The organism is Roseibium album (genome assembly GCF_965233825.1).
In the GTDB taxonomy this organism is placed as follows: domain Bacteria; phylum Pseudomonadota; class Alphaproteobacteria; order Rhizobiales; family Stappiaceae; genus Roseibium; species Roseibium album.
The window spans coordinates 1,272,699-1,294,352 of record NZ_OZ247583.1 but is presented as its reverse complement, the minus strand read 5'-3'; the positions used below and the strand labels follow the sequence as shown (position 1 = coordinate 1,294,352).

Annotated in this window: 23 protein-coding genes; 11 read left to right on the top strand and 12 right to left on the bottom strand. The window is 58.3% G+C overall.

Annotated elements, in window-relative coordinates:
• Window positions 1–34: 34 nt before the first annotated feature.
• The 10 genes from ACO6TI_RS06080 to ACO6TI_RS06035 all read right to left on the bottom strand — a co-directional run bounded on the left by ACO6TI_RS06080 (window position 35) and on the right by ACO6TI_RS06035 (window position 9,779).
• Window positions 35–517, bottom strand: a complete 483-nt coding sequence (locus tag ACO6TI_RS06080; RefSeq protein WP_055121035.1) for an OsmC family protein — start codon at window positions 515–517, stop codon at window positions 35–37.
• Between the two features lie 112 nt (window positions 518–629).
• On the bottom strand, window positions 630–1,589 hold the full coding sequence (locus ACO6TI_RS06075) for a Bug family tripartite tricarboxylate transporter substrate binding protein (RefSeq protein ID WP_158510448.1): 960 nt from the start codon (window positions 1,587–1,589) through the stop codon (window positions 630–632).
• Between the two features lie 72 nt (window positions 1,590–1,661).
• Window positions 1,662–3,143: a tripartite tricarboxylate transporter permease gene (locus tag ACO6TI_RS06070; protein ID WP_055121030.1), complete on the bottom strand. Its 1,482-nt coding sequence runs from the start codon at window positions 3,141–3,143 to the stop codon at window positions 1,662–1,664.
• Entirely contained in the window at window positions 3,140–3,688 is a 549-nt protein-coding gene (locus tag ACO6TI_RS06065) for a tripartite tricarboxylate transporter TctB family protein (RefSeq protein WP_082442989.1), read from the bottom strand. Before ACO6TI_RS06065 ends, ACO6TI_RS06070 begins: the two co-directional genes overlap by 4 nt.
• 95 nt (window positions 3,689–3,783) lie before the next feature.
• The gene (locus ACO6TI_RS06060) at window positions 3,784–4,713 is read right to left on the bottom strand and encodes a TRAP transporter substrate-binding protein (RefSeq protein WP_422384536.1); all 930 of its coding nucleotides are present in this window, start codon (window positions 4,711–4,713) and stop codon (window positions 3,784–3,786) included.
• Between the two features lie 11 nt (window positions 4,714–4,724).
• Entirely contained in the window at window positions 4,725–5,852 is a 1,128-nt protein-coding gene (locus ACO6TI_RS06055; RefSeq protein WP_055121118.1) for a Gfo/Idh/MocA family protein, read from the bottom strand.
• Window positions 5,853–5,863: 11 nt separating this feature from the next.
• Window positions 5,864–7,381 (bottom strand): tripartite tricarboxylate transporter permease, encoded by a 1,518-nt coding sequence (locus ACO6TI_RS06050; RefSeq protein ID WP_196879828.1) that lies wholly within the window; start codon window positions 7,379–7,381, stop codon window positions 5,864–5,866.
• The gene (locus tag ACO6TI_RS06045) at window positions 7,381–7,947 is read right to left on the bottom strand and encodes a tripartite tricarboxylate transporter TctB family protein (protein ID WP_055121022.1); all 567 of its coding nucleotides are present in this window, start codon (window positions 7,945–7,947) and stop codon (window positions 7,381–7,383) included. The genes ACO6TI_RS06050 and ACO6TI_RS06045 overlap by 1 nt, the downstream gene beginning before the upstream one ends.
• Window positions 7,948–8,021: 74 nt before the next feature.
• Complete coding sequence (locus tag ACO6TI_RS06040) at window positions 8,022–9,143, bottom strand: tripartite tricarboxylate transporter substrate binding protein (protein ID WP_055121021.1); 1,122 nt, start codon at window positions 9,141–9,143, stop codon at window positions 8,022–8,024.
• A 51-nt stretch (window positions 9,144–9,194) separates the two neighbouring features.
• Window positions 9,195–9,779 (bottom strand): carboxymuconolactone decarboxylase family protein, encoded by a 585-nt coding sequence (locus ACO6TI_RS06035; protein ID WP_197000707.1) that lies wholly within the window; start codon window positions 9,777–9,779, stop codon window positions 9,195–9,197.
• A 222-nt stretch (window positions 9,780–10,001) separates the two neighbouring features.
• On the opposite strand from ACO6TI_RS06035, the gene ACO6TI_RS06030 reads away from it, so the two are divergent.
• Window positions 10,002–10,937 (top strand): AEC family transporter, encoded by a 936-nt coding sequence (locus tag ACO6TI_RS06030; protein WP_055121018.1) that lies wholly within the window; start codon window positions 10,002–10,004, stop codon window positions 10,935–10,937.
• A gap of 24 nt (window positions 10,938–10,961) precedes the next feature.
• Here the strand turns inward: ACO6TI_RS06030 and ACO6TI_RS06025 are convergent, their stop codons facing one another.
• Together ACO6TI_RS06025 and ACO6TI_RS06020 are read right to left on the bottom strand one after the other, a co-directional pair.
• A complete protein-coding gene (locus ACO6TI_RS06025) occupies window positions 10,962–11,600 on the bottom strand; it encodes a glutathione S-transferase family protein (RefSeq protein WP_055121016.1) in 639 nt (212 codons plus the stop codon).
• 62 nt (window positions 11,601–11,662) lie between these two features.
• The gene (locus ACO6TI_RS06020; protein WP_196896734.1) at window positions 11,663–12,343 is read right to left on the bottom strand and encodes an FCD domain-containing protein; all 681 of its coding nucleotides are present in this window, start codon (window positions 12,341–12,343) and stop codon (window positions 11,663–11,665) included.
• Between the two features lie 258 nt (window positions 12,344–12,601).
• On the opposite strand from ACO6TI_RS06020, the gene ACO6TI_RS06015 reads away from it, so the two are divergent.
• From ACO6TI_RS06015 to ACO6TI_RS05970, 10 genes are all read left to right on the top strand, one after another.
• Window positions 12,602–13,759, top strand: coding sequence for a zinc-dependent alcohol dehydrogenase (locus tag ACO6TI_RS06015; RefSeq protein WP_281931415.1), 1,158 nt, complete (start codon window positions 12,602–12,604; stop codon window positions 13,757–13,759).
• Window positions 13,759–14,682: a dihydrodipicolinate synthase family protein gene (locus ACO6TI_RS06010; RefSeq protein WP_422384535.1), complete on the top strand. Its 924-nt coding sequence runs from the start codon at window positions 13,759–13,761 to the stop codon at window positions 14,680–14,682. Before ACO6TI_RS06015 ends, ACO6TI_RS06010 begins: the two co-directional genes overlap by 1 nt.
• A 17-nt stretch (window positions 14,683–14,699) precedes the next feature.
• Window positions 14,700–15,179, top strand: a complete 480-nt coding sequence (locus ACO6TI_RS06005; protein ID WP_196879833.1) for a hypothetical protein — start codon at window positions 14,700–14,702, stop codon at window positions 15,177–15,179.
• A gap of 90 nt (window positions 15,180–15,269) precedes the next feature.
• Window positions 15,270–16,331 carry a TRAP transporter substrate-binding protein DctP gene (locus ACO6TI_RS06000; protein WP_196879834.1) on the top strand — a complete coding sequence of 354 codons (1,062 nt, stop codon included), beginning with the start codon at window positions 15,270–15,272 and terminating at the stop codon, window positions 16,329–16,331.
• Window positions 16,332–16,436: 105 nt separating this feature from the next.
• Window positions 16,437–16,937, top strand: a complete 501-nt coding sequence (locus ACO6TI_RS05995; RefSeq protein WP_104704788.1) for a TRAP transporter small permease — start codon at window positions 16,437–16,439, stop codon at window positions 16,935–16,937.
• A gap of 12 nt (window positions 16,938–16,949) precedes the next feature.
• Window positions 16,950–18,287, top strand: a complete 1,338-nt coding sequence (locus ACO6TI_RS05990) for a TRAP transporter large permease (RefSeq protein WP_055120997.1) — start codon at window positions 16,950–16,952, stop codon at window positions 18,285–18,287.
• Between the two features lie 16 nt (window positions 18,288–18,303).
• Window positions 18,304–18,609 carry a DUF1330 domain-containing protein gene (locus tag ACO6TI_RS05985; protein ID WP_055120995.1) on the top strand — a complete coding sequence of 102 codons (306 nt, stop codon included), beginning with the start codon at window positions 18,304–18,306 and terminating at the stop codon, window positions 18,607–18,609.
• A 26-nt stretch (window positions 18,610–18,635) separates the two neighbouring features.
• On the top strand, window positions 18,636–19,610 hold the full coding sequence (locus ACO6TI_RS05980; RefSeq protein ID WP_422384534.1) for a quinone oxidoreductase family protein: 975 nt from the start codon (window positions 18,636–18,638) through the stop codon (window positions 19,608–19,610).
• A gap of 9 nt (window positions 19,611–19,619) precedes the next feature.
• Window positions 19,620–21,011: an SLC13 family permease gene (locus ACO6TI_RS05975; RefSeq protein WP_422384533.1), complete on the top strand. Its 1,392-nt coding sequence runs from the start codon at window positions 19,620–19,622 to the stop codon at window positions 21,009–21,011.
• A 100-nt stretch (window positions 21,012–21,111) separates the two neighbouring features.
• Window positions 21,112–21,618: a flavin reductase family protein gene (locus ACO6TI_RS05970; protein ID WP_055121115.1), complete on the top strand. Its 507-nt coding sequence runs from the start codon at window positions 21,112–21,114 to the stop codon at window positions 21,616–21,618.
• The last annotated feature ends 36 nt before the right edge of the window (window positions 21,619–21,654 follow it).

Sequence of the window (21,654 nt, the reverse complement as noted above, 5' to 3'; positions counted from 1 at the left end):
TCACGCCGTGACCGGTTGTTCAGCCGAATACCGGTCAGGCAGCCTCTGCCGACCAGTTGCGGCCGTTGATCGTCCAGTTTTCGGACACCCGGCTGCCCGACATCTGAAGCATCTTCGAGACAGCACAATGATGACGAAGCTTTTCAACAACGGCGGCAATGCCCTCGTCACTCCCCTTCATTTCGGCAGTGATCGCGATCTTCACATCGGGAAAGGGAATGTCGATCGGCTCGACAAGGCGTGTGCCGCGACTATCCATCGTGGTGACAACATCTATATCCATGGCGGTGATATCGACACCGTTCGCGTTGGCCAGCTTGTTGGAAATGACGTGCGTACAGCCGACAAGGCCGGCAATCATCGTCTCGACCGGCATCGGTCCGAGATTGGTTCCGCCGCGCTCGACCGGCTCGTCGATTATCATTTCGACGTCGCGTGCGCGTACGACCGACTTGGTGTTGGTTTCCTGGCGACCCGTAACCTTGAAGGTCCAGATTTGCTTTTCCCTGATTTTCATTCGGAACCCTTTCTCGCAGGCCACAGATTGTTCCCCGCCTCCACTGGCAGGAAGCGTAACGCCCTCGAATTGCCGGAACCGGCCGGCCTGAAACCGGCCGGTCCTTCATCTCTTATTGCGTGATCGAATCGACGAGGTCCTTGTAGGCCTCTGCCTGCTCTTCGCGCATTTTCTGGTAATCGGCACCCGACATGTAGTCGACGTTCTCGCCAAGGCGGGACATCATGCGATTGTATGTCTTGTCCTCCAGAAGCGCTGCAAATGACGCTTCGAGTTTTTCAAGAACTGCAGGAGGTGTGTCGGCCGGTGCAAGCACCACGCGGTGCATGAATCCCACATCGCCTTCCACACCTACTTCGCCAAAAGTCGGAACATCAGGATAAATCCGTTCCGCACCGGCAGTTGCCAGCACCCGGACGTCCCCGGAAGCCAGCAGCGATGAAAGCGTCGACGGGAAGCCCATCGTCAGATCCGCATCGCCGGACAAAAGCGCCTGCATAGCCGGGCCTCCCCCCTGATACGGCACCATATTGAAATAGGCGTCACGCGCCTTCATGATCTGCGCTGCCGGAACAAACAAGGCACCCCAGTTGCCGGAGTGGGCCATGCGGACTTCACCCGGCTTTGCCTTGGCCGCCTCGATCAGTTCCTCGAAGGTCTTGTAAGGACTGTCTGCCCGAACCACGACGGCGATCGGCGCATAGTTGATCCGCGCAACCGGGACAAAATCATCCATGGGTTTGTACGGAAGGTTCTCCACATGCTGCTGAAGCATGTCGATGTAGTTGTGACTGAAAAGCAGGGTGTAGCCATCCGCACTGGAGTTAGCAACTTCCTGCGTCCCCTTCTGTCCACCTGCTCCCGGTGTCAACCGAACGATCATGGCCTGATCGAGGAATGACGGGATCGTGGAAGTGATCACCCTGGCATTGAGGTCATGAGACCCGCCCGCACCAAGCGGGATCACCATCGTTACGGGCTTTTCCGGATATTCTGCCAACGCAGGGGAGACCGCGCCCGTGAGGGTCGCCGCAGCGGCAAATACCGCGCCTTTCCAAAGTTTCCTGAACATTATTTCCTCCTCCGTGTGCATCGATCGAGTTTTTCGGAAGCCGCGGACGATGCGGACGCCGCTTCCGTTTTCCTAGCCCGTGGCCAGCTTCTTCATCCTCCTCCAAAGGACAAAACCGATGACCGGAATGAGAGCCAGAAGAATGAGCATGCCCTGCCGCTCGGTCAGCAGGAACGCGAGCGGTGCGTTCTGTGCCATCGCGACCGTCTGGCCAAAGGCGTATTCCATGGGGGGGCCCAGTATGAATCCCATGACCATCGGCATGACGTCGAACCTTGCGGCCCGCGCAATGAGGCCAAAGGCGCCAAAGCCGACGAGCATCAGAAGGTCGATCGAGTCGGACCTGAATACGAAGGCACCGGCAAAAGCGAACATGATCACGATCGGCACCAGAATCGAATTCTTCAGCGTCACAAGACGCGCGAAAAAGGGAACCGACAGGTAGCCGATGACCAGGAACAGCAGATTTGCCAGCACCATCGCGATCAGGATCGCAAAAACCGTCGCGCCCTGCTCTTCGAACAATTGCGGCCCGGGGCGCAGGCCCTGCGCAACAAAGGCACCAAGCAATATCGCAGTGACATTATCGCCCGGGATACCCAGCGTGAGCAACGGCACGAGCGTCGGTCCGTTGACCGCGTTGTTGGCGGATTCCGCCGCCGCAACCCCTTCAATCTCGCCCTTGCCGAATTTCTGAGGATCATCCGAAGCGTTCTTGGCAGCGGTGTATCCCATCATGGCTGCAACAACCTGACCAAGGCCGGGAATGATACCGATACCGGTTCCAATCACGCAGGACCGGCAAAGCGTGCGGAATATGCTTTTGAATTCCGACCAGTTCAAACGGTCCCCGACGACTGCCGCAAGCGCCTGTCCACGGGTTGACCGCATGACCACGTTGACGATCTCCGGGATGGCAAACACACCGATCAACATCGGCAGCAAGGGGATACCGGACTTCAGGTCAAAGAGACCGAATGTGAATCTCTCCACGCCACCGAGCGGGTCGGTCCCGATAAACGACAACCAGATCCCGAGCAGCATCATGATCAGGCTCTTCAGGACGTTCCCGCCTGTCGTGACTGCGATGATCACCAGAGACAGCAGGAGGACGGCAAAGATCTCCGGCGGTCCAAACTGCATGACCAGCAATGCGATCGGAAAAATCATCAAGATCGTGAAGATGTCGGAAAATGTATCCCCGAAAACGGAAGAGACCAGGGCGGTGTCGAGCGCCTTGCGAGACTGACCCTTTTTGGTGAGCTGATAGCCATCCAGCGTTGTTGCAACGGCGGCCCCCGTACCAGGCATCGAAACGAGGATCGCCGGAACGCTGCCCCCGAACATGCCACCCTTGTAGATTCCAAGAAGAAACGGAATGCCGACAAGCGGGTCGAGGAAAAACGAAATCGGCAACAGGATCGCCATTGCCATAAGGGTCGTGAACCCGGGAAGCGCGCCGACCAGCATGCCGCCGAACAGGCCCATGCAGATAAAAAGGATCGTATCCAGGCGAAAGGCCAGTTCGAGACCTTGTGTGAACTGCTCGATCATTGAACAGCTCCTCCGATGCCGTCGGATTCACCGAGAATGTAGGCGTAGAAAAACTCGATCGAAGACAGTTCCGGCAGCGCGACCGCGAGCAATCGCGTTGCCCCGAGATAAAGCAAAACCGGCGGAACAAGGGCGATCAGCGCGATCTGCCAAGGGCTGCGGTTTCCGACCAGAACAGAGATCATAGCCAGTGTCAGCACGCTTGAGATCAGGAAACCGAGCGGTACCATTGCCAGGGAATAGAACAGCATGATTGCAAAGAGCATCAGTCCACGGATACGGCTGTGCTCGTTGTAGACCGGCTCGGACCAGATGCCTTCGGGCCGGATATTGCACCGGTATAGAAACAGGATGTTCAGCACCACGAGGCCGCCCAGAACCAGGTAGGGAAACAGGCTTGGGGAAATCGCAGTGAGCGAGCGGCCGAAGAGAACTTTCGGTGGCGCCACGAGCTGCGTCATGAACACGATCGACAAGGCAGACGCCACGCCCAGGACAGCCGAAACAATCACCTCCGGATCAACGCGTCTGTTAACAGAGTTCATCTGTGCTTTTCCTCCTGCAAGCACCAGACTAGCGACCTGCCAAAACGATCCGAAATGCTAACTTTGCGTAGATGAATGCAGAACACGAATAGTGCTCATGCGGCATCTAACTCCTTGTCAAACAAAGAGATTAGCTCCTCGTCAAACGCTTTTCTGGTCGTATCTACTTCTTGGCGACACAATGCGGCGAACCGGGCGCGCTCGGCATCGCCCAGGTCGATGATTTCAACACCGTTCTGCACGAGAGCACGGCGGCAGATATCGTCGTCTTCCTCTGCGAAACGACGCTGAGCCCGGGTCGCCTCGACGACGGCCTTTTCAACCGCACTGCGCGTTTCGTCGGGCCAGCCTTCCACGCTTTCAGTACGAAAAAGTACAAGTGCGACGCCCAGCAGATGCCGGGACAGCGTGATGCAGCGATGCGTCTTGTGAAGACCGAAATTGTAGATATTCGTCAGTGGATTTTCCTGCGCATCGACGGTGCCGTCTTCCACCGCTGCGGGCAGGTCACGTACATCAATTGCGCGCGGGTCAAAGCCGAGCGAGCGGAAGACGCGCTGATGATCTTCGTTCGCCAGCGTCCTGAGCTTCAAGCCTTCACAATCGTCCGGTGTTCGGATTGCCTTGCGGCTGGAGATATGACGCAAACCGTTGTCCCAGTATCCAAGCACGGTGTATCCGGTTGCAGCGGCGACTTTATTCTTCAGCCGCTCACCCAGTTCACCGTCAAGAACGGCGTAGGCACGCCGACGATCCGGCACCACAAAATGCTGATCGAAGATGCCAAGTTCCGGCACCCTCTTTGCCAGATAGCTGGAGGAGAAATAGCACCCGTCGAGCGCACCTTCCTCGGTCATCGACAGGAGATCCGCGGCCTTGTGGCCACGGACGACTATGTTCTCGTCAAATTCCAGCGAAACGTCGCCGCCGCCTGCCCGAGCCAATTCCGCTGCCAGCGTTCGTCCGCCCCTCGTGTGCACGGACTTTTCGCCCTGGTATCCCCCGAACCTGATCCTGATGGTCATCCAAGTTCCTCCTAGGACAGTTCCGCCATCAACTCGGCGGGGTCCGGCGGCAAGGCGACCGGTTCGCCCCGTTTTGCCGAGACATCCATCGCCATGGTGAAAAGCAGGTTCCGGTGACCGTCCTGCGCAGTGGCATGCGGCGTATCGAGACCGGCATAAAGCCGTTGATACCATGCGTTGGTTTCCTCACGCATGGGGCCCCAGAGCTGACCGAGATGAAGGTCACCTGGCGGGTAGCTCGTCAGGAATTCGACATGGCGATCTGGAGCCTTGTAACCTTCAGGTGCATAACCTGCGCCTTGTGCAACATTTGTCGCCATGACGAGATCACGGTGCGTGTCCTCAATGTCGATGACACCCTCCGAACCGACGATGCCAATCTCGATGCCGTAGACTGCACCCGGCCATACCTCGGGCAGAGCCCAGGAAATGTTCATTGAAAAGATCGAGCCGTCGTCCATTGTGAAGATGCCGAACGTCGAGTCTTTCGTGCCCCAGGCGCCGAGCACCCTGTCGGTCGAGCGGGCATAGACACTGACCGGCTTCTTTCCTTCCATCAGCCAGAGAGACATGTCGAGGCTGTGTGTTCCCGAAACAACCATCGGTGTCAGCGTGGCGCGCTCCTGTGTCCGCTGGACCGTGGCGATCGGCACCATCCGGTTCATGAAAGCCCTTGTGACGACGGAATGGACATCTCCGATCTGTCCCGTGATCAGGCGTTCCTTGATAGCGAGAAACCGGCGACGGAAACGCTGGGTGTAACCGATTACCGCATCGACGCCGGTTTCCTCGATCGCAGAAAGGATCTGTGCGGATTGACGCGCGTCCGTGGCAAGCGGTTTCTCGATGAACAGATCATGCCCCTGCTGAATGGCCAGCATGGTCGGTTCAAAATGAAAATTCTCGTCCGTTGCGATAATGGTTGCCGTGATCTCGGGCCGTGCGAGCAATTCCCTGAAGTCCGTCGTGAAAAAATCGGCCTGCACATCCTCGGCGAGCTTTTGGCCGATATCCGACTTGATATCGCACAGGCCGATCCAGCCGACGCCCGGATAGGCGCGTGCAATCTCGGCCCGGATACGGCCGATTGTACCGCAGCCAACTATGGCCAGACCGATTTCCTTGTTCTTCGTTGGCACCAAAAAACTCCTTAACCTTGTGGGGACGGAAGTGTCGGTTCCACATCATCCGTTCCCTTTCTGAGAGACCAAAGGGCACGCAAAACGCCTTCAATGATGACAAAGAGCACGGCGAGCATCAGCACGGTGCCGATCCATTGGGACAGGATGAAACCGAGGGACTTGTCTTCGAAAACGAGCAGCGAGCGTCGCAGATTCTCGTCGGCGAGCGGTGCCAGGATCACACCGAGCACGACCGGTGCCGTGGGAAACCGCATTATCGTGAACAGCCAGCCGAAGACGCCGGCAGCGAACATGATCCAGACGTCCGCCATGGTCAGCTTGACCGCGAATGCGCCGATCACACAAACCGGCAAAATCATTGGCATCAGGATGCCACGCGGCAGACTGAAGAGCTTCACGCAAGGCCCTATCAGCGCGAACGCCGCGACATACATCAAAAGGTTCGCGACGATGAGGCAGGCATAAATGAAGTAGATAAGACCGGGATGATCAATCTCGATCGTCGGTCCGACGACAACGTTTTTCAGTGTCAGTGCCGCCAGAAGGGCTGCTGCCGCCGCGTTGCCGGGAATTCCGAGTGCGAGCGTTGGCAGCATCGACCCGCCAATGTTGGCATTGTTTGCGGTTTCGGCGCAGACAATCGCCTGGTAGCTGCCTTTGCCCCATTTGGCCTTTTCTTCCGGTTTGGCCCAGCGGCGGCCGATGTCATAGGCCAGGAACGAGGCGACGTTGGCACCCGCACCTGGAATGGCCCCGACGAAAGCACCGATTGTTCCGGAGCGCAGGGCGCTTGGAATATATTTTGCGAGTTTGCCAAGGGGCGGAAACACGCGCCCGACTTCCGAGGGTATTGTCGGCATGTCCTTGGCCGGCAAAGTTCGCAGGATTTCCGACAGGCCGAACAGCCCGATCAGCACAGCCACGTAAGACACGCCGTCGTACAGCGCAAACGATCCGAATGTGAAACGCGGCACGGCATGGATTGCATCGAGACCAACGAACGCGATCAACATGCCGATCCAACCCGCAATCCAGCCCTTCAGCGGGACGGATCCGGCCGCCATTGAGCCGGCAACCATGATGCCGATGATCGCCAGCCAGAACATTTCCCAGGACTTGAAATTCAGGGCAAATGCCAGAATGAGCGGGATCAGCAGGATCAGCAGCGCGATGCCAACCATTCCGCCTACAAAGGACGCGGCAATGGACATGCCGAGCGCCTGCCCTCCCTCTCCCCGCTGGGCGAGCTGATGGCCTTCGATCATGGTCGGCACGGCGTCCGGTGTTCCGGGGATGTTGATCAGGACTGCCGAGATCGCGCCGCCAAAAACACTGCCGGTGTATACGCCGAGCATGAAGCTGATGGCGACATCCTGGGACATGCCGGCGGACAGTCCGATCAGCAAACCCATCGCCATGGTCGTGGAAAGGCCCGGAAGCGCACCCCAGACGATCCCGAGGCAAACGCCGCAGAGCGACATGACAAGCAGGCTCGGCTGCAGGGCCGCGAGAAGCGCGTCGATCATCAGAAGGACCCCGGCAGCGGTATGTTGAAGACATGCTGGAATACGGTGCTCAACAGCAGGGTCCAGACAATCGACACGCAGCAAATGATCCAGAGCGCGCCGGTCCAGGACATGCGCATGATGGTGGCAAGTGCCAGGATGGTCACCGGTTCGAATGCCGTTATCGAATGACGAAATTCACCGACGACGATGTCATGCCGGAAAGCAAGATATTGCAGGCCCGCAATGTAGACGGCGATTGCGGCCGCAAGCACGAGAGACTTCAGATCCGTCGAAATGTCCCGTCCCGCGAGCACAGGCATTCGTACACCCTGGCGCCAGCGACCGAAGGCAGAAGCGCCCAGGCCGAGCGCCATGACGAGAAGACTGGCCGCGACGATGAACGGCAACAGTCCGGGGGCCGTCTGCAGATCGGCAGGCACAGGCAACGCCAGACTGCCAAACATGACGGCAACGGACAGCATGATCAGCAGAAGTGTCGCAATCAGATCGAGAGCCGGTGAGGCATACCCGGTTCCGGCTTCTTCACCCTCGAATTTGACATCAGAGTGAGTGTGTTCGCTCACGGGCGTCCCCTTGCGGCTTTTCTGGATGTTTCAGCATGGAGACCCCGGCCTGACGAGCCGGGGTCTGACCGTCGCTATGCGCCCGACTTGATCGGGGGCGGCGTGTAGCCCTCGGGCGGCCACCACGCATCGAAATCTTCCGGTTTCGGCAGGCCCAGTTCTTCGGCCGTCTTCACATCGGCACCGATCTGGTCCTTGAACTTGTTGAAGATTTCAACGGTGACCGCTTCCATCAGCGCGCCTTCCCGGTCCGCTTCTTCGCCGATCTTGATGTCTGGCTGGAAGAATTTGGCTTTCAGAAGTTCCTGGAAACCGTCGGAATTGACAGCCGCGACAAAACCGTCTGCAAGGGCCTGCATGGCTTCAGGGGGTATGTCACGCTTCACCATGAAGTTATAGGTCGCACCCACCGGCAGCAGGGCGCGTGCTTCGGGAATGATCGATGCGATTGACGGCAGAACCGTGCCATCGTCCAGGGTGATGTCCTCGATGCTGGTGTGGCACAGATTGCGCAGCTTTCCGGCACGGATCAGGTCGATATGCTCGTGCAGACCTCCTCCGGCAATGTCGGTTTCTCCTTGCAGTCCTGCAAGCGTCGCGGGTTTGCCACCCTTGTAGGGAACGTATTTCAGTTCGACACCGGCCATGTTCGCGATGATCATGGCAAGCTCGTGCCAGACACCACCTGTACCCGACGTTGAAATGGTCACGCTTCCCGGGTTCGCCTTGGCAGCTGCAATGACATCGTTCATGGTCTGATGAGGGCTGTCCGCGGCGACCGACCACGAGGCCAGCGCATTCGCCGCCTTGAACGGCACCCAGTCCTTCCAGGGCGTAAAGTCCGCATGTCCGAGAACCCGGACAAAACGGTTGTAATTGGCCCCTCCGAGCACCGTGTAGCCGTCCGGGCGCTGTCCGCCAACGAACTGCGTCGCGATGCCCCCGACGGCGCCCGGCTTGTTGATCACATTGACGTTCCAGCCTTGGGCATCCGCCATTTCCTGCGCGATCTTGCGCATGATGGTGTCGGTTCCACCCCCGGCGGAATACATGACAACCAGCGTTATCGGGCGTTCGGGAAACCCTGCCGCCAATGCGATGCCTGGAATGGTAATCTGAAGTCCCGTCATCCCGGCTGCTGCGCCGGCACCTGCAAGGAACGATCTGCGGCTCGCGCCACTCTTGTTCTCACTCACGCTTCTTCCTCCTCCTTCTTCGGACCGCCTCCTCAAACAGCCCGTTTGTCCTCACGCGGTTGCGTCAGGACCGTGGTAATTCTTGCTATTCACAAACGTTACGACACTCTCCTCCAGTTCCGTTTCCATCAGAGCGTTCCAGCGATTGTTGAAGCCGAACAACGCGATGACGGAGCAGATTTCGACAATCTGCGCCGTCGAGAAATGGTTTCTGAGAATTTCCATGTCGCCCGCATCCGCAGACGCCGGGCATTGGCCACCGGTCAGGGCGATCCGCAGCGCGGCCCGCTCCACATCCGAAAACAACGCACTGGTTTCGAAGTCCCACAGGGCCTCCAGCTTGTCCTGCGGCACGCCATTGTCCGCACCGTTCTTGAACGTGTGCGCCGAACAATACCGGCAGCCGTTGGACAGGCTGGTCACGTGGGCGACCATCCACAAAAGGGCCGGGTCAACTGTTGAATTGGGATTGCGAACAACCGCACGGATGAGATTCAGCACGGCCGTTGCGATCTCGGGGCGGTGGGAAAGCGTAAGCATGGAGTTGGCGACGAAACCGGTCTGACCGGCCAGCCACTTGATTTCCTCTGCCGCTTCCCGACTTGCCTCAAGATCAACAGGTGCTACGTGTGCCATCGGCACCTCCAAATAAAATCGAGTTTTCTTCACTCGCTACATGAATATCGAATAACGAGAGCATTTCTAAATCAGCATTACTGATAGCGTGTATTGGCAATTCTGAAGCTCGCGCCCCCAACCGGGGCTTGACGCAAGCCGCGATCCTGCCGTCAGATCCGAGTCCGCAAACAAACGGCGACCCACCCGGCCCATCGCATCGGACTTCCGAGGGATATTGATTTGACAGGTGAACTTGTTGGCGTCATCGCGCCGATACTGCTGATGGCTGCGATCGGCTACTGGATCCAGAAAGCAGGGCCGAATCTGGAAACCAAAAGCATGAGCATGCTGGTCATGATGGTCGGCACTCCAGCGCTGGTCTTCTCGTCGCTGACATCCACCGACCTTCCGGAGGAAGTGCTCTTCCAGATGTCTTTCGGCGCGATCTGTACCAGCATCGTGGCAGGGTTCCTTGCGACCGTTTTTCTCATCGTGTCCGGTTTCAACCTGCGCAGTTTCCTGCCGAGCCTGACCATGCCCAATTCGGGAAACATCGGTCTTCCCGTGGTGCTTCTTGCCTTTGGCGAGGAAGGTCTTGCCATCGGCGTCGCTTTTTTCTTCGTAATCGCAATCCTGCAATACACGGTCATGCCGATCGTGACCGCCGGCACCTTTTCCCTGACAAGAACGCTGAAAGAGCCGCTGGTCTGGTCTGTAACCGCTGTTCTCCTTGTCAAGGCAACCGGGATCGACCCACCCGAAGTCGTCAGCGAGACGACCAGGTTGCTCGGAGGCATGATGATCCCGGTTATGGTCATTCTGCTTGGCGCGGCCATTGCGCGCCTTCAGGTCGGCGATATCGGTACGGCCATCCTGCTTGCAAGCGCGCGGCTCGTCATCGGAATTGTCGCAGGGCTTGCGACGATTGCCTTGCTTGACGCCAAGGGTACCGTCGCAGGCAGCATGTTCCTGATGGCGGCAATGCCGTCGGCCATCGTCACCTACGTCTTTGCCGAGCGCTACGGCCGGGATCCTGAAAAGGTTGCCGGCCTGATTGTTGCCTCGACATTGATGACATTTGCCGCCCTGCCCGCTCTCTTGTGGGCCGGCCTCAGCATTGCGAACCAGAACCTTCCAATCGGCAAGATACTGTCTGCGTTGATTTCCGGACTGTGACGGGACAAGGGGCATTTTTCATTCCTACGGAATCGGTATGTCGTTCACGTGTTTCGGAACGTGATACCCGCGCTGAACCGCAGGTCTCTCCGCTATCCGCACGTACCAGTCCCTGACGTTTGGAAACTCGTTGAGATCGATTTCCTGCCACTCGTAACGGGAAACCCATGGCCAGCAGGCCATGTCGGTGATGGAGTATTCACCGCGGCCGTCACCGGCGATGAAATCGCGGTCCTGAAGGCGGGTGTTAAGGACCTTGTAGAGACGACGGCCCTCGGTGGCGTACCTCTCTTCTCCGTATTCGGACTTGCCCTTGTTGTATTTGACGAAGTGATGAACCTGTCCGAGCATCGGCCCGAGGCCGCCCATCTGCCACATCAACCACTCGATCGCAGGCCAGCGGGCACTTCCCTGCGGAAGGAACTTGCCGTACTTCTCGGCGAGGTAGAGCATGATCGCTCCGGTTTCCATCATCGATACGCCGGTTTCGTGGTCGACAATCGCCGGAATTCTGTTGTTTGGAGAGATCTTCAAAAAGTCCGGTTCGTGCTGCTCGCCCTTCGTAATATCGATCGCGTAGGCGGTATAGTCGACGCCAAGTTCTTCCAGAAGGATTGAAACCTTCCGTCCGTTCGGGGTGGTCCAGGTATAAAAATCGATCACGCGATATGCCTCTCGGTTTCAGAAGTCTTCAATAAAGTCAGGCCTGCCCTCGCAGGTGAATATCAGTCTTCCGGCAGGAATGTTGCCCGGACAGACTTCAAATGCGTTCGCATGGCGTTTTTGGCCCCCGCGACATCCCGGCGTTCCAGGGCGGCAACGATGGCCTCGTGCTCGGCGAACGAGTGGTAATCAGGCGGCGGACCGCCCTCGGGTACATCCAGACGTGACCAGACCACCGACACGCGGACCTTGTTGACCAGCCAGTGAAGCTCGCTCAACAACGTGTTACCCGCAGCCTCTGCAATCTCTGTGTGAAATGCGAAATCAAGTTCCTCATAGGACGGCCAGGACGTTGCAGACCGCATTTCCAGTGTCAGCTCACGCAGCCTGGCAAGTTGGCGCGGGGTGGCGTGCACCGCAGCCATGGCGGTAAGTTCGGGCTCCAGAACAAGTCGGGCAACCATTGCCTCGTGCGGGCTGGTCCGATCAGCAAGAAAGACCAGATTTTCAGATGACGCTCCAGCCACGGCGTAGGCGTCACCGAGGAATGTCCCTCTACCGACCTTTCTATGCACAACGCCTTCGGCTTCAAGCACCGTCAGGGCCTTTCGCAAAACACCCCTGGAAACACCGAGGGTGTCGCACAGCTCCCGCTCCGGCGGCAAACGTCCGCCGGGACGGAGCCCGGATTGATCGAGCCAGCCCCTGACCAGATCCAGAACGGGAAGCGTAGGCGATTGCAAGTCCAGCACCAATTTGGTTCACCATTCAAACTTCGTGGCAAAAATGATCTATTCCAATTTAGCCACACTCGCAAAACAGAGACAAGTATCGATTTTTTCTTTACAGATCGATTTTTATCGTGAAATTATAGAACCAACACACCAAATTGGTTAACCAATGTCAATTTCGAGGTGCAACGCATCGAACAATTGTTTCCAGTGGCCCGCACCAGCTGAAACACCCTCGATGGCTTGCTCACTTCAATCAGGGAGGACCGTGTGAACGCGCCGCCAGAAACAACCGTCCCGTCCATGATGAAAGCCTGGGTTCTCGGCGATCCGGACGACATCAAGCTCGTGGACAAGGACGTTCCCGTACCCGGAAAGGCGGAAGCCCTGGTCCGGATCGATGCCGTTGCCATCTGCGCGACCGATCTGGAAATCCTGACCTACGGAACACCGGCCCTGATCGAAGGTGGCCCGCCATTCAACAAGAACTTCACCCCGGGGCATGAATATATGGGGACCATCGCGGCGCTTGGACCGGGCGTTGACGAATTCAGTGTCGGAGACCGGGTCACCGTCGAGATCCATGCAGGGTGCGGCCAATGCAAGCGTTGCCGCATGGGCATGTACACCTCATGCCACAACTACGGCAAAAACTACGGCGATCAGGACAAGGGTCACCGGGCCAACGGCTTCACGACCAATGGTGGCTTCGCCCAATATGCGGTGAACAACATCAACACCATGATCAAGGTGCCGGACACAATGTCCGACGAGGAAGCCACACTTGTGGTGACCGCCGGAACCTCGATGTACGGCCTGACCGAACTGGGCGGACTTGTCGCCGGCGAAAGCGTTGTAGTGATCGGCCCCGGCCCCATCGGTCTCCTGGCTGTTGCTGTCGCCAAGTCGCTCGGCGCTTCGCCAGTGGTTCTCGTGGGGACGCGCGAAAACCGGAACAGGATCGGCCTGGAACTCGGCGCCGACATTACCATAGATGCGCGGAACGAAGACGTCGTTGCCCGTATCATGGACCTCACCGGGGGCAAGGGTGCCGACTACGTGGTCGACTGCGCGGGCAGCGAAACGACGGTCAACCAGGCAGTGCACATGACCAACCGCGGCGGCAAGATCTGTCTTGCCGCGTTCCCGAAGAAGCCGGTCGAATTCGACCTGGGGTATCTCGCCGTCAACAACATCTATCTCTACGGCATTCGTGGCGAGGGCAGGTCCGCCACCCACCGGGCCATGGCCTTCATGGCCGAGAAACGGTTCGACGCCACCAAGATCCATACGCACACGTTTCCCATGGAAGACCTTCCCACGGCACTGAAATACGCACGCGAGCGTATCGACGATGCCATCAAGGTGGTCGTTTCCATGAAAGATAGTCACGCGGCAGCAGACGCTGCGTCAGAAGGAGCTGTTTGATGTCAAAAGCCCGCCGCGGGATTTATGCCGCTGCCGTAACACCCTTTGACAATCAGGGCCGTGTGGATGCCGGCAAACTGATCGCCTATTGCCGCCACCTTGTGAGCGAGGGCGGTTGCGACGGCATTGCACCGACGGGAACGACCGGCGAGGGCAACTCCATAGCAGCAAAGGACCGGCTGACACTTCCCGCTGCCTTCGCGTCTGCCGGTTTCGCCGCCGATCAGGTGATTTTCGGAACCGGTGCCTGCGCAGCAGACGATGCGGTCGCCTATACACGCGCTTCGCTTGAAGCCGGTTTTCCGAACGTACTTGTCCTGCCGCCATTCTATTACAAGAATCCGAGCGACGAGGGACTCCATGCCTACTACGCACGCCTGATCGACCGGGTGAATTCCGATGCATTGCGGATCTATCTCTACCACTTTCCGCAAATGTCCATGACGCCCCTGTCTCCGACGCTTGTGGCAGGACTGAAAGGGGAGTTCGGGCCGATCATCGCCGGACTGAAGGATTCAAGCGGAGACTTTTCACAGTCCACCGCATTTGTAGACGCCACAGGTGGCATCGATGGAGACTTCGACGTCTATCCTTCCAGCGAAGCGATGGTTTTCGATGCTCTGGACGCAAAGTGTGCCGGCATCATTTCCGGATCGACAAACGCCTTCGGTGACATCGTTCGCACTGCGCTGACCGCATCGGGGGACAATCGAGAACAGGCTTTTGAACACGTCAAGGCCGCACGTGCCACCGCCGCCAAATACCCATTGATGGCGGCGATGAAACAACTGGAAGCCTGGCGAACGGGCGACGAAAGCTGGACACGCATGGCACCTCCACTCGTCGCACTCAATGACAGTCAGAAAGCCGCGCTGCGCGCCGATCTGGACGCGCTCCTCAGCGCGCGAGACGCTGCAGAATAGTTCCAACGGAGACGACCATGGCACAAGCCCAACGGGCAAAGCCCGGACCCAACCATATCGAGACGGCAACCGATCCCGCAGCTTTCTCCCACTGGCCGGAAGGTCTTTACGGGGCAATGAAAACCGAAGAGTTCAATGGCGTTGTCGGATCCACACTGGTTTCCGAAACGGACCAGGTGCGCGTCTGGCATCTTCGCCTGCCACCGGGCAAACGCTGTCCGTTCCATCGCCACGTAAACCCGTATTTCTGGTCCGCGCACAGGGCCGGGAAAGCGCGCGGGTACTTTTCCAGCGGCGAGATCAAGGATGTCGAGCATTACGAGGGTGAAACCAGGCATTTCTTCTACGGAGAAGGCGAGTACATGCTCCATTCAGTCGAAAACATCGGTGACACTGAACTGCTGTTCACGACCGTCGAATTTCTCGATGGGCCGAATACACCCCTTGAGGTGCCGGACAGCGTCCGGCTGCAGGTCCCCGGCGCAACAGCCGCGTAACGGATTGGGAGACCGGCCCCGTTCAAGAAGGCCGGCTCCCGGTGGCACCGCTGATCCGGTGCATTTGAACAATGTTCACGGGAGGAAACCATGAAGAAGATAATCGCCAGTGCCACTTTGGCAACAACGCTTGCCTTGGCGGGCACTTCGGCCGTCGCCGAGGAAATCACGCTGCGGATCGGTTCCGGACACCCGCCCGGTGTCGTCTATGCCGGGCTGATGATCGACTATTTTCAGCCTGAACTGAAACGGCGCGTCGAAGAACGCACCGACCACACGATCAATTTCGTGGAAGGCTACTCCGGTTCAATCGTCAAGGTCACCGAAGTTCTGGAAGGCGTCCAGGACGGCATCATCGACATCGGCGGTATGTGTTACTGCTTCGAGCCGTCCAATCTGCCGCTTCATGCGTTCCAGGTCATGATGCCCTTCGGTACGATGGACCCGGTTCAGTCCCTGCAGATTGCCCAGGATGTTTATGCCGAAGTTCCCTATCTGACGGATGTCTTCCCGCAGAAGTTCAACCAGGTCCTGCTGTCCCGCATCGCCGACGGCGGCTACAATCTCGGCACGTCGTTTTCCTGGGAAAAGCTTGCAGATCTGAAAGACCAGAAGATCGCCGGGGCGGGGCTCAATCTGAACTGGCTGAAATACGCCGGTGTTTCGCCTGTCCAGTCGTCGCTGGCCACCGCCTATACGGAAATGAATACCAACGTTTACGAAGGCTGGATCATGTTCCCGTCGGCATGGGTAAACCTCAAGCTCTATGAACCGGGTCCCTACTATACCCTGATCGGATTCGGCTCGATGACCTGGCACGGCCTTACCATCAATCAGGATACCTACAACGAACTGCCCGACGACGTTAAGGAGATCCTGCACGAGGTCGCGGCGGACTACGAAGAGCAGACCGGGATCGTGAACCAGAAGGAATACGCGCGGCTGGTGGAAGAACTGCGCGAACTCATCACGGTGACCGAAATAGACCCGGCGGTTCGCGAGGCCTGGGCGGAAAGCCTGAAGGACTGGCCACAACAGATGGCCGATGACCTTGAAGGCCAGGGTCTGCCGGCCAAACAGGTGCTGAACCTGGTACTCGATAAGGCCGAGGACCGTGGCTACAACTGGCCGGTCCGCTACGAGATCAAGTAACAACGCGCAGCCAACTGATGCTGCGGCCGGACAGGCTGCAGCATCTCTTTTCCCTCCAGGCGATGCGGCCCTGCCGCGGCCGACCTTCGAAACGGCTGAAGATCCATGTTCCTGATCAAGGTGACCGACCGCCTTACGAAACTTCTCATGATCCTGGCCGCCGCCTGGGCGTTTATCCTGTGTTTTTTCATTCTTGCGGACATCATCTTCCGCGCGCTGAACATGCCGCTGCAAGGCACAAAGGAGATCGTCGCCAATTCGGTCGTGATGATCGTTTTCCTGCAACTGGGGTTCGCGGTCCGCTCCGGGTCGATGCTACAGGCGGATTTCCTGATCGACGCCTTCAACCCGACTCTCCGCAAATTCATCGTGGTTTTGGGCCTTCTTCTTGGAGCCGCCTTCTTCCTGTTCCTGATGAAAGCCGGCATCAAACCGGCACTCAGGTCCTTTGCCAATGGCGAATTCGATGGCGAGGGCGCCTTGCGTGTTCCGGTCTGGCCGGCACGATTCACGATCATCTTCGGCAGCGGCCTGGCTGCCTTCAACTATCTCCTGTTGGCGGTTATCGAAGCCTTTGGCTTATCCGACCGACTGAAATTCCGGTGAGGGTAAAGCTTCTTGTTTGATTTCGGGACTGCCCTCATTGTCATCGGAGGTTTGCTGGGCCTTGTACTGCTCGGCGTTCATGTGGCCGTCGCCCTGGGCATTTCCAGCGCGGTCGGGATCTATCTGGTGACCGGCAAAATGCGCATCGTGGAGGCTACCGTTGCCTCGACTGCCGCGGAAGCTCTGCGCGACTTCACCTTCGCGGTGATCCCGCTTTTCATGCTGATGGGTGAATTTATCGGCCGATCCGGGGCGATCACCGATGTCTACAATGGCATCAACCGGGGCATCCGGCGCCTGCCCGGGCGCCTCGCCATAGCAACCGTTCTCGGCAATACGATTTTCTCCTTTGTGACCGGTGTGTCGATCGCTTCGGCTGCTGCCTTCTCACGTATTGCCTATCCGGAGATGAAAGCCTTCAACTACAGGCGTGGTTTCGCGCTCGGCGCAATCGCGGGTTCCAGCTGCCTTGGCATGCTGATCCCGCCGTCGGTGCTGATGATTGTCTGGGGCATCCTGACCGAGCAGTCGATCGGCCGACTTTTTCTTGCGGGCGTTCTACCCGGCATCCTGCTGGCAAGTCTGTTCCTCGGCTACATAATCGTTTCTGCAATCATGAACCCGGAGGTTGTCGGCGAAAACCGTTCCGGTTCACAGCAGCGGGAAGCTGCCGCCGACCGGGTCGAGATGAGCACCGGTCAGTTCCTGTCCAGCATGACCGGCGTCTTCGGCATCATCCTTGCCGTGCTTGGCGGCATCTGGTTCGGAATTTTCACTCCGACGGAAGGTGCCGGAGCCGGAGCGGCACTGGCCCTGCTGTTCGCCATGACAAAGGGACTGACCTGGCCGCAATTCATGCAAGCGGTCTATGCCGTCGGCAAGACCGCGGCCCCAATCTTGATCCTGTTATTCTGCGCAGCGCTCTATTCCCGAACGCTGGCCATGACCGGCGTGACAACAGCTATTCGCGAGTATTTCATCTCTTCCGGACTGGAGGCATGGCAGGTACTGACCGTCATCCTGCTGATCTGGTTCATTCTGGGCATGGTCATTGACAGTATCTCGATCATGCTGCTGACGGTTCCGATCGTCGAACCTATCGCGGTTGCCTTTGGTTTCGACCGTCTGAGTTTTGCGATCGTCGGTATCCTGGCCATCGAGGCCGGGCTCCTGACCCCGCCATTCGGGCTGCTTGTCTACACGGTCAAGGCAGCCATCGAGGACCCCGAGGTCGGTGTGCAGGAAATCTTTCTCAGTTCGATCCCCTATTGGGGGATCATGCTGTTTGCCGCCATCCTGCTGATCGCCTTTCCGCAAATCGCCAACTGGCTCCCTGAAACCCTGATGTAGATTACCGGAGGAAAACATGCCCGCTTACTGGATGGCGCGCGCCAGGATCAACGATCCGGTCGAATACAAGAAATACACCGACCTTGTTCCGGATATCATCGCGGATCATGGAGGCAAGGTTCTTGCGCGCGGCGGTGACTACGAGATAATGGAAGGACCAGATCATTTCCATCGTTTCGTGGTCATAGAATTCCCGACACTTGAAGCCGGCGTCAATTGCTTCAAGTCGGATGAGTACCAAAAGGCAGCTGCCCATCGAAGGGCGAACGGGGCCGGTGAAGTTCAGACCGTCGTCGTTGAATCCGGGGATGCAACCGTCTGATCACTTCCAACACATCGGAGACCGCCATGCAGGCGCAACGTATCATGCTGACCGGGCAAGGAGCGCCCGAAGTCATGAAGATGGAACCCTTCGACGTTCCACCACCAGGAAAGGGCGAAGTCCAGATCGAGCAGACGGCCATCGGCCTGAACTACATGGACATTTATCAGCGCTCAGGTCACTACCCGCTCGTCATTCCGAGCCCGCTCGGACTTGAGGCCGCCGGCCGGATCACGGCACTCGGTCCCGAGGTGGAAGGGTTCAGCGTCGGCGATCGCGTCGTCTATGGCGGCGTGCTGGGCGCTTACGCGACAGTGCGCAACGCACCATCTGCACGCATTCTGAAGATACCCGATGGCATCACGGACCAGACTGCCGCCGCCGTCCTGATGAAGGGCATGACCGCTGAGTATCTGCTGGAACGCTGCTTCAAGGTCCAGTCCGGGCAGGATGTCCTGTTCTTTGCCGCCTCCGGAGGCGTCGGGCAGCTTGCCGGCCAGTGGGGCAAATATCTTGGTGCCCGGATGATCGGCGTCACCTCCGGTGCGGAGAGCTGTGCAACGATCAGAAAACTGGGCTACACGGACGCGATCGACCGGACATCGGAAAACATCACGGAACGCGTCAACCAGCTGACGGACGGCAAGGGCGTTTCGGTGGTCTATGACAGTATCGGCAAGGCAACATTCGATACTTCCATCGCTTCGCTTGCCACTTACGGCATGTTCGTTTCCTTCGGTGCAACGACCGGAGAGGCTCCCCCCGTTCCACCCAGCCTGTTGCAGAAGGCCGGTTCGCTCTATTTCACCCGCCCGACGCTTGCGAACTATGTCGGCCCGCGTGCGGATCTCGAGCACTCGGCAAACCGGGTATTCAACATGATCTTGGCGGGTCATCTGTCGGTGAACATCAACCAGACATGGCCGCTCAGGGATGTTGTCGAGGCGCACAGGGCACTGGAGGCGGGAACAACGACGGGGTCGTCCCTGCTGTTGCCCTAGGGCCTCTCAGTGAAACTCTCCCTGGCCCCAGCAGCATTGATCGTCGCGGCTCTCGCTGCCGCGACCCTGATGGCCTTGGGGTTCCAGTCGGAGGCAACACGGCAAGATCTCTTTCTTGTAGCCGGGACCGGGCTCTTTTCGATCGCCCTGTTCGCGACACGGGTCGTCCCCGACATCGTGGCCACCCTGCTGGTGTTTCTGATCAGCCTCGCCGTTGCGGTCGCACCGGCCGGAATCGTCTTTTCAGGACTTGCGTCAGGGGGATTCTGGCTTCTCGTCGGAGGCATCGTACTGGGGGTCGCGGTCGTTACCACGGGACTCGGGACGCAAATCTCGAACCGGATGCTCGCGCTTTCGGGCCTGTCCTATCAGAGGGCCGTTCTGGTCGTGGCAACAGCCGGGTTCCTGCTTGGCATTCTCATTCCCTCCACCATTCCACGCGTTCTGATCCTGATCCCGGTCGCCGTATCACTTGGCACTTCTCTCGGTTTTCCGGCCGGAAGCCGCGGGACGATGGGCCTTTGTGCCACAGCTGCCGTCAGCACCTTGTTGCCGACTTACGCCATCTACACGGCCAACCTGCCGACAATCGTCCAGTTTGGCGCTCTGGAAAGCCTGTATGGCCTGAAAACGACCTATTCCGGTTATTTTCTGGCCCAGTTTCCGGTCAATCTGCTGCGCTTTGCCGTCCTTCTGGCCGTCTTGTGGCGGTTCAGCACGGACAAACCCGATCCACAACACATCCAGCCCGGCGCCGGAGCAAAGCTGACGGCACCCCAGACACGTCTTCTCGTGCTGCTCGTGTGCGCAATCACGCTCTGGGCGAGCGACTTCGCGCACGGCGTCCAGCCGGCCTGGATCGCACTCGCGGTTGCCACTCTCGTGCTCTGGCCGAAAATGGAAATTCTTCCCAAGTCCGCGATGAAGGACAAGATTGACCTCACACCGGCACTGCTGTTCAGCGCGATCTTTTGCGTCAGCGCGCTTGCCCGTCACGTCGGTCTGGATGTTGCGCTGGCCAATACACTGATCGGGAAGCTGGCCTTGGAGCCGGGTCGGGATTTCTGGAACATCTATGCCGTATTCGGGTTTTCCGTCGTGTTGTCGCATCTGACAACGGCACCGGCGGCGCCGCTCGTTCTTGCGCCGTTTGCCGAACCGCTGGCAACGGCGACCGGTTTGCCGATGGTAACTGTCGCAATGGTCCAGATGATCGGGATTGCGAGCCCGCTTCTGCCCTACCAGGCGCCTCCACTTCTCATTGCCATGTCGCTTGCCGATATCTCCACCGGGTTGCTAACCCGGATCTGCCTGGCACTTTTTGCCGCCGTTGTGCTTTTGGGGCTGCCACTGACAATTTTCTGGTGGCAGTTTACGGGCTTGTTGCCCGCGCATGGGTGAGCATCGAAATATCAATAATTCTGATCTTCGTGATCACATCTTATAATTTGTCATAATGTCGCACCTCACTATGTTCGAAGGCAACCAAAGGAGGGGATCAATGAACGCAATGACCGGTTCCAAAGACTTTGCCATCGACCCGAAAGCGCTGCGCCAGACGCTGTCCTGCTTTCCGACTGGTGTTGCGATTGCAACCACGCTGTCGAGAACAGGAGATCCTGTCGGCGTAACCATCAGTTCCTTCAATTCCGTCTCAATGGACCCGCCTCTGGTCCTTTGGAGCCTTGCCCGCAAGGCCGGCAGCCTTCCAGAATACAGGGCGCATCCGGGATTTGCGATCAACATCCTTTCAGCTGAACAGGCGGAACTTTGCAAACTGTTTGCCAGCGCCGAGAGGGACCGGTTTTCGGGACTGGAGTGGACTGCAGGAACTCACGGTGTCCCTTGCATCGCCGGCTGCGCGGCCTCACTCGAATGCGAGACACATGCCGTTCACGAAGGCGGAGACCATGAAATCTTCATTGGCCGGGTCGTTGCCCACATGAGCAGCGAAAAAACCCCACTCGCCTTCGGCAAAGGCCAACTCGGCGCTTTTACCGTCGACTAGCCGGACGCTGCCGCTGATCGCAAATCGGTGCCCAAT

Excerpts from the sequence above, each read along its gene's own strand:
- ACO6TI_RS05985 (WP_055120995.1), top strand. The coding sequence starts at position 18,304 with ATGCCCGCTTACTGGATGGCGCGCGCCAGGATCAACGATCCGGTCGAA.
- ACO6TI_RS06060 (WP_422384536.1), bottom strand. The coding sequence starts at position 4,713 with ATGACCATCAGGATCAGGTTCGGGGGATACCAGGGCGAAAAGTCCGTG.
- ACO6TI_RS05980 (WP_422384534.1), top strand. The coding sequence starts at position 18,636 with ATGCAGGCGCAACGTATCATGCTGACCGGGCAAGGAGCGCCCGAAGTC.
- ACO6TI_RS06075 (WP_158510448.1), bottom strand. The coding sequence starts at position 1,589 with ATGTTCAGGAAACTTTGGAAAGGCGCGGTATTTGCCGCTGCGGCGACC.
- ACO6TI_RS06050 (WP_196879828.1), bottom strand. The coding sequence starts at position 7,381 with ATGATCGACGCGCTTCTCGCGGCCCTGCAGCCGAGCCTGCTTGTCATG.
- ACO6TI_RS06070 (WP_055121030.1), bottom strand. The coding sequence starts at position 3,143 with ATGATCGAGCAGTTCACACAAGGTCTCGAACTGGCCTTTCGCCTGGAT.
- ACO6TI_RS06035 (WP_197000707.1), bottom strand. The coding sequence starts at position 9,779 with ATGGCACACGTAGCACCTGTTGATCTTGAGGCAAGTCGGGAAGCGGCA.
- ACO6TI_RS06010 (WP_422384535.1), top strand. The coding sequence starts at position 13,759 with ATGTCAAAAGCCCGCCGCGGGATTTATGCCGCTGCCGTAACACCCTTT.
- ACO6TI_RS06080 (WP_055121035.1), bottom strand. The coding sequence starts at position 517 with ATGAAAATCAGGGAAAAGCAAATCTGGACCTTCAAGGTTACGGGTCGC.
- ACO6TI_RS05995 (WP_104704788.1), top strand. The coding sequence starts at position 16,437 with ATGTTCCTGATCAAGGTGACCGACCGCCTTACGAAACTTCTCATGATC.
- ACO6TI_RS05970 (WP_055121115.1), top strand. The coding sequence starts at position 21,112 with ATGAACGCAATGACCGGTTCCAAAGACTTTGCCATCGACCCGAAAGCG.
- ACO6TI_RS06065 (WP_082442989.1), bottom strand. The coding sequence starts at position 3,688 with ATGAACTCTGTTAACAGACGCGTTGATCCGGAGGTGATTGTTTCGGCT.
- ACO6TI_RS06005 (WP_196879833.1), top strand. The coding sequence starts at position 14,700 with ATGGCACAAGCCCAACGGGCAAAGCCCGGACCCAACCATATCGAGACG.
- ACO6TI_RS06000 (WP_196879834.1), top strand. The coding sequence starts at position 15,270 with ATGAAGAAGATAATCGCCAGTGCCACTTTGGCAACAACGCTTGCCTTG.